Below are 12,885 nucleotides of genomic sequence, written 5' to 3'. Positions count from 1 at the left end.
ATTTAAATTGCCGCGCAACGCTAAGGTTGCAGATTTACTCAAAAAAACTTTTCACTCGATCAAACCAGCCTTTACTTTGCGGGTTATGCCGTTCGCCCCCATCTGCCAGTGATTGCTCAAATTGCTTTAGCAATGTACGTTGTGCATCAGTGAGTTTAACGGGCGTTTCAACTTGCACATGCACATAAAGATCGCCCGGTATATTAGAGCGCACGCCTTTAATGCCTTTACCGCGCAAGCGGAAAGTTTTCCCTGGCTGCGTACCTTCTGGCACGTTAAAGCTCGCTCGTCCGTGCAGAGTAGGGACCTCTATATCCCCACCAAGCGCCGCGGAGGTAAACGGGATCGGCATCTGGCAATGTAAATCATCGCCATCGCGCTCAAACACAGAGTGCGGCTTGACATGAATTTCTACATATAAGTCCCCCGGCGGCCCGCCATTCAAACCAGGTTCACCATTACCGGCGGAGCGAATCCGCATTCCATCGTTAATTCCGGCGGGGATATTGACGGCTAATGTCTTATTTTTCTTGATCTTGCCAGCGCCGTGGCAAGAGCCGCATGGCTGCGCGATATAACTGCCGCTACCATGACATTTAGGACAGGTCTGCTGAATGCTGAAAAACCCTTGTGACATCCGCACGGTACCTGAGCCTGAGCAACCGGGACAGGTCTGCGGCTGAGTGCCTGCGGCGGCGCCTGAGCCACTACACGTTGTGCATGACTCCCAGGCGGGCACCCGAATTTGGGTCTCATAGCCGCGCGCAGCCTGTTCAAGCGTAATTTCCATGCCATAACGTAAATCAGCGCCCCGATACACACGCGAAGCGCCCGCCGGCCCACGCTGCCCACCGCCGAAAATGTCGCCAAAAATATCACCAAAAGCCTCCGCGAAGCCGCCAAAACCTTGCGCCCCCCCGTTCATATTAGGATCTACTCCAGCATGGCCGTATTGGTCGTAGGCTGCACGTTTTTGTGAATCCGAGAGCATTTCATAGGCTTCTTTAACCTCTTTGAAATGCGCTTCTGATTCTTTATTATCCGGGTTGCGGTCCGGATGATATTTCATCGCCAGCTTACGATATGCCTTTTTAATGTCATCGTCGCTTGCATTTTTGGCAACGCCCAAAACGTCGTAGTAATTCCGTTTCGCCATATTGATTCAATGTTCACTCACAGTTTTAGCGAACAGCTCCATGTCTACAAATAAAATTTGCCTGGTGAGCGCCAAGGCTCACCAGGCATTGTTTGTGCAAAACTCACTTCTAAGCATGCACCATTTCAGTCCGCCTAATTTTTCTTAACTTCCTTGAAGTCAGCATCGACGACGTCTTCTTGCGCGCCACCGGTTGCCGCCTCAGCCGCGCTAGCTGGCTCGGCTGCCGCTGCATCAGCTTGCATATTAGCGTACATTTTTTCGCCAAGTTTTTGTGATGCTTGAGCCAGCGCTTCAATTTTTGTATCGAGTTCAGCTTTATCTGCATCACCACGCTTGAGCGCCTCTTCCAGCGCTTTTGACGCATCTTCAATGCTGGTTTTCTCAGCCGCGTCCAGCTTATCGCCGTGCTCAGTCAACGCTTTCTTAGTGCTATGCACTAATGCATCACCTTGATTACGGGTATCCGCTAACTCGCGTAGTTTATGGTCTTCCTCGGCATTCGCTTCGGCATCTTTCACCATTTGTTCGATTTCAGCTTCGGATAGACCTGAATTGGCTTTGATCGTGACTTTATTTTCTTTGCCGGTTGCTTTATCTTTGGCCGACACATGCAAAATCCCATTAGCGTCGATATCGAAAGTCACTTCGATTTGCGGCAAGCCACGCGGCGCGGGAGCAATTCCTTCAAGGTTAAACTCGCCCAGCAGTTTATTCGCCGTAGCCATTTCGCGCTCGCCCTGGAACACTTTAATGGTGACGGCCGGCTGATTGTCGTCCGCGGTTGAAAACACTTGTGAGTATTTGGTTGGGATCGTCGTGTTCTTTTTAATCATCTTGGTCATCACACCACCCAGCGTTTCAATCCCAAGTGAGAGCGGTGTCACGTCAAGCAACAGCACGTCGGTACGATCGCCTGACAGTACTTGCCCTTGAATCGCTGCGCCCACCGCCACAGCTTCATCCGGATTAACGTCACGGCGTGGTTCTTTGCCGAAAAATTCTTTGACTTTTTCTTGCACTTTGGGCATGCGTGTCATGCCGCCAACCAAAATAACGTCATGAATTTCGCTTACGTTCACTCCCGCATCTTTAATCGCGGTACGGCAGGGCTCAATCGTACGCGTAATCAACTCTTCAACCAAGGCTTCCAGCTTAGCGCGGGTAATCTTCATATTCAGATGCTTTGGCCCACTCGCATCCGCCGTAATATAAGGTAGGTTGATCTCGGTTTGTTGCAGGCTCGAGAGTTCAATTTTAGCTTTTTCGGCAGCTTCTTTTAAGCGCTGCAACGCCAACACATCTTTTGACAGATCGACGCCCTGCTCTTTCTTAAACTCGCCAATAATGTAATCGATAATACGTTGATCAAAGTCTTCGCCACCGAGGAAGGTATCACCATTGGTCGATAGAACTTCAAATTGCATTTCGCCATCAACATCAGCGATTTCAATGATCGATACATCAAAGGTGCCGCCACCCAAGTCATAAACGGCGATCTTGCGATCCCCTTTTTCTTTTTTGTCCAACCCAAAAGCGAGCGCTGCCGCAGTAGGCTCGTTGATGATGCGCTTGACTTCAAGCCCAGCAATACGGCCTGCATCTTTGGTTGCTTGGCGCTGACTGTCATTAAAATACGCCGGTACGGTTATGACGGCCTCCGTGACGGGTTCGCCTAGATAATCTTCGGCCGTTTTTTTCATTTTGCGCAGCACTTCAGCCAAAACTTGGGGCGGCGCAAGCTTTTGCTTCTGCGCTTCAACCCAAGCATCGCCATTATCTGCTTTGAGGATTTTATATGGCATCAAGCTAATGTCTTTTTGCACCTCTTTTTCTTCGAAGCGCCGCCCAATCAAGCGCTTAACTGCAAAAAGTGTATTGCGCGGATTGGTTACAGCCTGCCGTTTAGCGGGTGCACCGACAAAAATTTCGCCATCTTCCATATAAGCGATGATCGAAGGCGTCGTGCGAGCGCCTTCTGAATTTTCAATCACTTTAACCTGATTGCCTTCAGTCACGGCAACACAAGAGTTCGTCGTACCCAGATCAATCCCGATAACTTTACCCATTTAATTCTCCTAATCCTCTAAATCGTCGTAAGCGCATGGCTTACCTGTTTATTCAAACTATGCTAAAAATAAGTACGATATGCTTATTTTCAAGGCGTTTCTTTACGCCAGCTTGGCGTTATGCGCAGCCGGCGCGGAAGAGCTGGCGCTTTTGGGCTCGCAGACGGTGACTAATGCTGGGCGCAAGACACGCTCCGCAATCAGATAGCCTTTTTGCAAAACACTCACCACTGTATTCGGCTCTTGCTCAGCGCTGACCATTGAAATGGCTTGATGCAAACGCGGATCAAATTTCTCGCCAACTGGATTCATCACCACAATCCGCCCCTTTTCCAGCGCGCTATTAAACTGGCGTAAGATCAGCTCAATCCCTTCGCGCACTTGAGCAAGATCCTCTGAAGGATCGGCCAGCGCAGCGTCAAAACTATCTATTACGGGCAAAAGATGTCCAGCAAATCGCTCTAGTGCGAATTTATGTGCTTTTTCAACATCCTCTTGGGCGCGGCGGCGCATATTTTCGGTTTCTGCCTTAGCGCGTAAGTAATTGCCTTCGAGTTCAGCAATTTTTTCCTGCGCCCTAGCGAGCGCCTCGTCAGTCAAGCAAGCGCTTTCTGGGGAGGAGACTTCGTTTAGCATATCCTCTAGCTGAGGTGTTTGATTAGGCTGCTTTTCTTCCATATTCAATCTATTTATTCAATCCAAAAAATGATTTTACACAATGTAGAATGTTCCGTTAGGATGGAAATTACATGCTTTTTATTGCAGAAGGTCTAATTGGGGACCTAATCACCTATTTCAAGAGGATACGCCAGATGAATTTTGAGCAGGCCAACCTTGCAGGTGTAAACCCACCAGGTCTGCTAAGCTATCGATAAACAACGGCGCAGCATTTAAGCATGGAATGTAATGATATGCCTCTCCTCCCGCGCGCAAAAAAGTCGCCCGCCCTTCAATCCCAATTTCTTCAAGCGTTTCTAAACAATCCGCCGTAAAACCCGGGCAGAGCACATCAACCCGCTTTACTCCTGCCGCTCCGAGCTCTTCAAGGACTGCCGCCGTATCCGGCCGCAACCATTCAGCTCGACCAAAGCGTGATTGAAAGGTTATACAGTATTCAGCATCGGATAAACTCAGTCTTTGCGCAAGCAATGTCGCCGTTAACTGACAGTGCATATAATACGGATCACCTAAATCGATGATGCGTTTAGGCACGCCATGAAAGCTCAACAGTAAGCGGCTGCCTGAGGCAAAATCAGGCAAGCCGTGGATTGCCCAATGCGCGCGCACTTGCGCTGCAAGCGCATCAAGATACGGCATAAAATCCGCATAATGCCGAATTGTGCGCAATTCAGGCTGGTTACGCATCCGTTGTAATGCCGTAAACGCCATATCAAAAGCGGAGGCCGTAGTAGCTGCGCAATATTGCGGATACATCGGCAGCAGCAAGATGCGCTCAGCCCCGCGGTGTTTTAATTGCGTGAGCATCTGATGGATATTGCGCGTCCCATAGCGCATCGCATACGCCACATCGACGGTATAGCCTTGCGCATTAAGCCGCTGCTGCAACGCTTGAGCTTGTTGCGCAGTATAGACGTGCAAAGGCGAGCCTTCGGGCAGCCAGATTGACCTATATTTAGCCGCCACGGCACGCCCGCGCAAGGGCAAAATAATCAAACGCAAAATCAATTGCCAGATCAGCGCAGGAATTTCAATCACCCGCGGATCAGACAAAAATTCGGCCAGATAGCGCCGAATTGACCGCGGCGTTGGCCTATCTGGCGTACCCAGGTTAATCAACAACACTGCGACGCGCGATGAATGGCTTGGCTGACTCTGTGGTTCAAGCTCAACAGGCATTGGCATACGTTATTTCACGGTCCTCAAATATTGATACAACGTTTCCCGGCTGATACTAAAGTCGCGTGCGACCTGAGATTTTTGAGCGCCGCCCGCAATGCGACGGCGTAATTCAGTAATTTCAACGTCCGAGAGCGATCTTTTGCGGCCACGATAGGCACCACGTTGTTTAGCCAACGCAATACCTTCGCGCTGGCGCTCTTTGATCAGGGAGCGTTCAAACTCTGCAAATGCGCCCATGACAGATAACATCAGATTTGCCATTGGTGAATCTTCGCTGGTAAAACATAGATGTTCTTTGATAAATTCAATACGCACACCGCGTTGCGTCAACATTTGCACGATGCGATGCAGATCATCAAGATTGCGCGCTAGGCGATCCATGCTATGCACCACCACGGTGTCGCCAGTACGGGCAAAACTTACCAGTGCTTCCAATTGCGGGCGCTTAATATCCTTGCCTGATGCCTTGTCGGTGAAGGTGTGGTCAACCTGAACGCCTTCCAGTTGCCGTTCCGGGTTCTGATCGAAAGTGCTGACCCGGATGTACCCAATACTCTGTCCGTTCATGGCTTGCGTCTGCTGGTTCGTAAATGATGATTTCGCTCATTGCTCAAATTCCCTGAGAAATGTCAGGGAAGACTCTATTATCTTTTGCAAGGCATGTCAATAAATCAAAAATTTAACTCTATTCTGACGTAATTTGCAGAGAGAATCTGACATCCGCTCAGCGCCGCGGCAGCGCTAAATAAATTTTTAATTAATTTGCGCCGACTCAATTCCTCTCTCGGTTTCAGACAGGGCGAAACGAGGCGCTTTAACTTCGGGTTACCGTTGGCTCAAAGCTTGCGACAGCAACTTTGCTGTAATATCAACAATCGGAATGACGCGCTGATATGCCATCCGCGTTGGGCCAATTACGCCAAGCGTGCCGACCACTTGGCCATCGACCTCATAGGATGAAGTGACTACGCTCATTTGCTCAATCGGTACGAGATTGGATTCGCCGCCGATAAAAATCTGCACGCCTTGCGCGTGACTAGAGACTTCAAGCAGCTGTAATAAACTGGTTTTTTGATCAAAGATATCAAACAGCTTACGCAAGCGATCCATATCAGACGACAAATCCGCGACCTCAAGCAAATTCCGCTCCCCAGAGATCAAGACGGCTTCGCCCAAATCAGAATCGTCCGTACTGGCGACGACCGCTTCCTGCATGACGTGCATTAAATGCGTCATATCGCCGCGCAGCGCTTCAAGTTCCGCACGTAAGCGTTTACGCACTTCAGTAAAGCTCAAATTTGCATAATTTGCATTAATATAATTTGATGCTTCGCTGAGCTGTGCGGACGAGTATTCCTTTTGCGTCGCCATAATGCGGTTTTGCACATCGCCTTCAGGGGTCACGATAACCAGCAGAATGCGTTTTTCCGAAAGACGCATAAATTCAATCTGCTTAAATATATGGCTGCGCCGCGGCGTTAAAACCACACCCGCAAATTGCGACAAATTGGAGAGCACGCTCGCCGCAGCCGCCACGAGTTTATTCGGCTCGCCAGGCTGCAATCGTGTGCGCACCGTACTTTCAACCCGCGCATCATCTGTGGGCGGCTGAGCCACCAGCATGGTATCGACGAAGAGTCGATAAGCCCGTGGCGTGGGGATACGGCCGGCTGAGGTGTGCGGACTCACAATCAGCCCACTGTCCTCTAGATCAGACATCACATTACGGATGGTTGCGGAACTCAGCTCAAGGCCAGAATATTTAGAGAGCGTGCGCGACCCCACCGGCTGACCTTCGGCAATATACCGTTCAATCAGAGTTTTAAGCAGAGTTTTGGCGCGCGGGTCTAACATAGAACTAAATTGTAGCGCAATCGTCACAGTAACCGCGGATTCATCATGGTTTTTTTGGCCGATCGATCAAAATAAGATCAACGACTTAAAAAGCCTTATTGCCTAGTTAGGCAAACATGGTATGTTCCTCTTTCTGGGCGCAGCGCAACTTTATTTCCAAATGGTGCATCGTCTTTTTCAATCACGGCATAAGCCCACTATGCAAAACCACGCTCCTTTTAAAACCATCGCTCTCATCGGTCGCACCGATGCTCTACGGATTGGAGAGTTATTGGCGCTCTTGGCTAAGCGCATTCAGCAAGATGGCTTTGAGGTTGTGTTTGAAGCCAACACCGCCCGCGTCATTAACTTGGCAGCGTATGATGATTTAACGCGCTGTCCAATTTTGACGCTCACTGAGATAGGCCACCGCGCCGATGTTGCGATTGTGTTAGGAGGCGACGGCACAATGCTTGGCGTAAGCCGCCAACTCGCGTCTTACGGCACGCCATTGATCGGCATTAATCACGGGCGGCTGGGTTTTATTACCGATATCTCAATTAGTGAAATGCAGCAGGTTATCCCGACCATGCTAGCAGGTCATTTTGAACGAGAAGAGCGCGCCCTGCTTGAAGCACGCATCATGCGGGCTGGCGCACCCATTTACCATGCGCTCGCTTTTAATGATGTAGTCGTCAACCGTAGCGGCTTTTCTGGCATGGTCGAATTACGGGTTCAGGTAAACGGTTGCTTCATGTATGAGCAGCGTTCCGATGGCCTAATTGTCGCCACTCCAACCGGTTCCACGGCCTATGCATTATCATCGCAGGGGCCGATTTTGCATCCTCAGTTGGGTGGGATTGTCCTGGTACCTATCGCGCCCCACGCGCTATCAAACCGACCCATTGTATTACCTGATCATTCCGAGATCGCGATTCAGATCACCAGCGGGCGCGATGTGAATGTGAATTTTGATATGCAATCATTCACTGCTTTAGAGTTGGACGATACCATCGAAGTCCGCCGCTCCAATCATACGGTGCCTTTCTTGCATCCGCCAACATATAGTTATTATGCAACGTTGCGCAGCAAGCTACATTGGAGTGAACCGCCTTCATATGGACCTAATCTTAATATTGATTGAACTGCGCGCGCAGTTAGCCAAGCACTCTCTAACGACTGGCTAGCTGTAAATTAGATTTTGCGATATTCTCAAACTGCTTGCGATGCTTTGATTGCGGCAGCGAATTTTTTATGAGTCCGAGCTTAGGATGTTACGCTATTTATCGATTCGCGATTTTGTTATCGTCAACACGCTTAAACTTGAATTTGAGCCTGGTTTCACCGTATTTTCCGGCGAAACCGGGGCTGGCAAATCAATTCTCATTGATGCTCTAACCTTGGCGCTCGGTGCACGCGCGGATGCAAGCGTGGTGCGAGCGGGCCAGCCGCGTACAGAAATTACAGCTGAATTCATGGTCTCGGAGCAGGTGCGTTACTGGCTCAATGAGCACGCACTAGATGACGCTGAGCATGATAATTTGTTACTTCGCCGCGTCATTGATAGTGGCGGCCGGTCCCGCGCTTTTATCAACGGCACACCCGCTACGCTTGCGCAACTGCGGGAAATTGGCGAAATGCTGGTTGACCTCCATGGTCAGCATGCGCATCAACTGCTCATGCGCCCACAGGCGCAACGCACTCTGTTTGATCTACATGCCGGCCTTGCGCCACTCGCGCATGAAACAGCTCAGGCCTGGCACCGTTGGCACGATGCAATACGCGCAACCCAAACCGCACATGACGCAAACCGTGAGATTCAGCTTGAACGCGAACAACTTATCTGGCAGTTAGATGAATTGGACCAACTGGCCCCGCAGCCTGGCGAATGGGAGTCGACTCATACAGAACACCGGCGCTTAACGCATGCCGCCAGCTTAATTCACTGCGTTCAGCATGCGCTAGAGGTATTAGCTGAATCCGATCAGGCTTTGCTGCCACGACTTGGCGCGTTAATGAACCAACTCCGCAAGCAAACACAGATTGATGACCGGCTAGCTGATGCGTTGACCGCTCTAGAGCCGGCCGAAATCCAAATCAGTGAAGCCGTGCATACATTAAATCATTATGCCCAACAGCTCGAGCTTGACCCTGCTCGACTCGCCCAGATTGAGACACGACTTAATGCACTCCATAGCAGCGCCCGTAAATTCCATGTGACGCCTGAAACGCTACCCGCCGAACATGCGGCGCGACGCGCCCGCTTAAAAGAATTCGAGGCGGCAACCAATTTGGAGCAACTGCATGCAGATGCAGCCTCTGCTCAAGCTCACTATGAGAAACTAGCGCGCCAGTTATCGCAGGCGCGCGCGCAAGCCGCTCAGAAGCTCAGCGCAGCAGTCACTACGACCATGCAAGATTTAGCCATGGCGGGAGGACGCTTTGAAGTTGCACTCGTGCCACTGACGCAGATGGCAGAGGAATCTCATCCTTTAGGCCGCGCACACGGATTCGAGCAAATCGAATTTCGGGTTGCGAGCCATCCTAGTGTACCTTTGCGACCTCTAGCGAAAGTCGCCTCCGGCGGCGAGCTAGCGCGGATTAGTCTCGCCCTTTCCGTCATTACCAGCACCGCTAACCCAACCCCGACTTTAATCTTCGATGAGGTAGATAGCGGTATCGGCGGCGCTGTTGCTGAGGTAGTCGGGCGTTTGTTGCACCAACTCGGACAGCAACGTCAGGTGTTATGCGTCACGCATTTACCGCAAGTAGCAGCGCGGGGCGATGTGCATTTACAGGTGACGAAACAGACCACGTCTGCTCAGCAAATCGTCAGTTTAGTGACTTCATTAGATCCCGCTAGCCGTGTCGAAGAAATTGCGAGGATGTTAGGCGGCATTGAAATTACGTCAACTACGCGCCAACATGCGCAGGAAATGTTGACGGTTTAGTCAGCCAAATCATCTGAAACTCACTTAAACACGCGCGCCCAAAGCGCCAGGACAGCTTCGCGTTGGGTCTGCACTTGCGCCGTCGGCACCCGCATATGCTGCTCGATGCCATCAAGTTGCAACCTATGTTGCCAGATACGATAGAAACGATATGCATCACCCACGGTAGCCGCTTCGCTGGCCGTGATCGCACCATAATGTGCTGCGGTGCGCAGCAACGCGATGTTGCCTGTATTACGAATCAGTTCAGGGCATGAGCCAGCGTAAAGCAACACAAAATACTGCACCATAAATTCAATATCAACCATCCCGCCCCGATCATGTTTAAGGTCGAACAGTTGGCTTAAATTCAGGTGGCCTTCTAAGACACGAGCGCGCATCGCCACAATCTCTTGCGCCAACGTCGCCGCGCGGCGCGGCAAGGTCAATACTTGGGTCCGAATGGCTTCAAACGCGGCGCCAATACGTGCATCGCCAGCACAGTAGCGGGCTCGCGTTAAGGCCTGGTGCTCCCAGCTCCAGGCGGTATTTGCCGCCCCCTCTTCATGCAGTTGGTAACGACGGAATGCATTCAGATCAGTCACCAGTAAACCGGATGCGCCATCAGGCCTCAGCCGTAAATCAACGTCAAATAGCTGACCGGCTCCGGTCGAGCTCGTCAGCCAGGTGATTAAACGGCGCGCAAAACTTAAATAAATTTCTGGCGCAGCCTCGTCTGGGTCATCATATAAAAATATAAGATCCAAGTCAGAACCATAAGCCAACTCTTTGCCGCCCAACTTGCCATAGGCAATGACCGCAAAACGCGGGATGGCACAATGACAGCGCGGCACTTGCCGCCAAACAGCCTCAAGCGTGACATCTAATACCGCATCGGCCAGTTCAGACAGTCGGTCACTGACGTACTCAAGCGTCATGCGCCCAGCCAGATCAAGCAAAAGAATACGAAATAATTCGGCATGGTGCGCATGGCGTAGTAAGTCCATTTGTTGCTCAACACCATCGGCTGCTGCAAGCTGCGCTGCCAGCGAAACTTTAAAAGCCGGCCAATCAAAGGTATTCGTCAGCAGCTCATCATCGAGCAATTCATCGAGCAGCTGCGGATGGGAACACAAGTAATCCGCAGCCCAGCGTGAAGCTCCCAAGGCGGATAAAACCCGGACCAGCGCCGCTGGGTATTCGATTAATAATGCAAGGTAGGCCCCACGCCGATTAATTGCTTCGAGTAAATCGAGGAAACGCAATAAAGTTTCGTCACGGCGCTTAGCATCCAATTCGTGCATAGCATAGAGCGCCCGCTCAACCAGCAAATCAAAACGCAGTCGGCTTTTTTCAGGTAAGTTCGTATGTCGCACCGAACGCCATACTGTAGTTAAACGCGCCAAAATCTTCGCAGATGCATTAAAACCTAACACGGCAACGGATTCGAGCAATTGAGGCGTGCTTTCGTCGTCTAGCATTTCGCTCCAAACCAACGCGGCCGCTTCTGCGGCTGTCATCGTATGGGTTATAGCCTCTGCGGGTAGCGCACCAGCCGTTGGAGAGGCCTCTGTTGCGGGGGCGGCAAGCGGAGAGGAGATACGGCTCACGGCACTGTGGCTCAGCCCATAATGAAGATCGTTCTTATCCGCAAAAATGGCATCAAACTGCCGCTCAACGTTGGCACGATGTTCATCTAGCGTTTGTTTAAATTCCGCATAATTGGCAAATCCAAGCGCCGCAGCTAGCCGTGCGCGCTCAACCTCATCGACTGGCAGGACATGGGTTTGCGCATCATCAGCATATTGCAAAAGATGTTCTAATTGACGCAAAAAACCATAAGCTTGCGCTAACTGTTCAGCTACCGTGGGCGCGAATAACCCGAGTGCTGCGGCAAAGGCTAGGGCTTGCAAGGTTGGACGCACCCGGAAACCTGCATTTTGCCCCCCCCGGATTAATTGAAAAACCTGTGCGCAAAATTCAATTTCTCGAATACCGCCGCGCCCGAGTTTAATATCGTCAGCCTTATCGGGTTTCTGCGCAGCACGGCGCATGGCCTCTCGACGAATTTGCGCGTGCAGTGCGCGCACCGCATCGATGACGCCAAAATCAAGGTAGCGCCGATAGACGAATGGCTGCACCAGGGTTTCTAGCTGCGCGGCTAGACGTTGGGCCGCCGCACTCTTCGTTTCACTAACCAATCGACTTTTAACCCAAGCATAGCGCTCCCACTCACGCCCCTGAACATAAAAATACTCTTCTAACATAGGCAAGCTGCATACGAGCGGCCCAGCTTCGCCATTAGGCCGCAAACGCATATCTACGCGAAATACATAACCATCTGCGGTCAATTCAGACAGCGCACCAATCAGTTTTTTGCCCAATTTTGAAAAATATTCATGATTTGAAATAGGTGCGCGCGCGCCGCCCGTAGTTTCCCCTTCATCACCATAAACAAAGATTAAATCAACATCCGATGAAACATTGAGCTCACCTCCACCTAGCTTGCCCATACCCACTACGCCAAGTGTTTGCGGCAGCGCATCCACGCCATACGGCGTACCGTACAGTGCTTGCAGCTCGGCATTTAATACTGAAAGCGCGCTTTGAATCGAGAGTTCGGCCAAATCGCTCATAGCGCCCGTGACTTCGGCAAGATCCGCCGTACCCGCAAGGTCACGCTCCATCACCGTGCAAAACACTTCTATACGCAGCTGGCGCAATGCGCTTTTAAGCTGGGCTTCGTTGGGGCACACCTGACCCGCGGACAATAGCGCATCCAGTCGGTCCGCCATTTTTTTTCTTGATAGTTTGGTTGCACTCCAACGTGCAATCAAACTGGCGAGCTCCGGCTGAGCCAGCAAGATACGTTTGGTGTAACGAGAATACGCAGCGCTGCGCAAAGTAGATTCCATTTCTAGCGTAGCCTAACAAAAAATTTAACTCAGCTTAATCTTCTAAATAGGATCAAGAATAATACGACCACGGATTGCGCCGCAGATCGTGTTACATTTAACCACCAGATCATTTCCCTATT

At 50.9% G+C, this 12,885-nt stretch carries 9 protein-coding genes; 2 read left to right on the top strand and 7 right to left on the bottom strand.

The window, feature by feature from the left end; genetic code table 11:
* Positions 1–34: 34 nt before the first annotated feature.
* From dnaJ to hrcA, 6 genes are all read right to left on the bottom strand, one after another.
* On the bottom strand, positions 35–1,156 hold the full coding sequence (gene dnaJ / locus MPB2EB_RS00525; RefSeq protein WP_185181954.1) for a molecular chaperone DnaJ: 1,122 nt from the start codon (positions 1,154–1,156) through the stop codon (positions 35–37).
* 134 nt (positions 1,157–1,290) lie between these two features.
* Positions 1,291–3,225: a molecular chaperone DnaK gene (dnaK, locus tag MPB2EB_RS00520; RefSeq protein ID WP_185181953.1), complete on the bottom strand. Its 1,935-nt coding sequence runs from the start codon at positions 3,223–3,225 to the stop codon at positions 1,291–1,293.
* A gap of 102 nt (positions 3,226–3,327) precedes the next feature.
* Positions 3,328–3,903, bottom strand: a complete 576-nt coding sequence (grpE, locus tag MPB2EB_RS00515; protein ID WP_185181952.1) for a nucleotide exchange factor GrpE — start codon at positions 3,901–3,903, stop codon at positions 3,328–3,330.
* Between the two features lie 117 nt (positions 3,904–4,020).
* Positions 4,021–5,082, bottom strand: coding sequence for a ferrochelatase (gene hemH, locus MPB2EB_RS00510; RefSeq protein ID WP_185182598.1), 1,062 nt, complete (start codon positions 5,080–5,082; stop codon positions 4,021–4,023).
* Between the two features lie 9 nt (positions 5,083–5,091).
* On the bottom strand, positions 5,092–5,652 hold the full coding sequence (locus MPB2EB_RS00505) for a recombinase family protein (RefSeq protein WP_185181951.1): 561 nt from the start codon (positions 5,650–5,652) through the stop codon (positions 5,092–5,094).
* Positions 5,653–5,910: 258 nt separating this feature from the next.
* Positions 5,911–6,939: a heat-inducible transcriptional repressor HrcA gene (gene hrcA, locus MPB2EB_RS00500; RefSeq protein WP_185182597.1), complete on the bottom strand. Its 1,029-nt coding sequence runs from the start codon at positions 6,937–6,939 to the stop codon at positions 5,911–5,913.
* A 199-nt stretch (positions 6,940–7,138) separates the two neighbouring features.
* Here hrcA and MPB2EB_RS00495 point away from each other — a divergent pair, with 199 nt between their 5' ends.
* Together MPB2EB_RS00495 and recN are read left to right on the top strand one after the other, a co-directional pair.
* Positions 7,139–8,062, top strand: coding sequence for an NAD kinase (locus MPB2EB_RS00495; protein ID WP_185182596.1), 924 nt, complete (start codon positions 7,139–7,141; stop codon positions 8,060–8,062).
* A gap of 127 nt (positions 8,063–8,189) precedes the next feature.
* Positions 8,190–9,869, top strand: a complete 1,680-nt coding sequence (gene recN / locus MPB2EB_RS00490) for a DNA repair protein RecN (protein WP_185181950.1) — start codon at positions 8,190–8,192, stop codon at positions 9,867–9,869.
* Between the two features lie 20 nt (positions 9,870–9,889).
* Here the strand turns inward: recN and glnE are convergent, their stop codons facing one another.
* Positions 9,890–12,763 carry a bifunctional [glutamate--ammonia ligase]-adenylyl-L-tyrosine phosphorylase/[glutamate--ammonia-ligase] adenylyltransferase gene (gene glnE, locus MPB2EB_RS00485; RefSeq protein WP_185181949.1) on the bottom strand — a complete coding sequence of 958 codons (2,874 nt, stop codon included), beginning with the start codon at positions 12,761–12,763 and terminating at the stop codon, positions 9,890–9,892.
* Positions 12,764–12,885: the final 122 nt, after the last annotated feature.

The sequence above is a fragment of the Mycoavidus sp. B2-EB genome (genome assembly GCF_014218255.1).
Lineage (GTDB): Bacteria > Pseudomonadota > Gammaproteobacteria > Burkholderiales > Burkholderiaceae > Mycoavidus.
The sequence above is the reverse complement of the archived record's forward strand: the minus strand, read 5'-3'. Positions and strand labels throughout refer to the sequence as shown.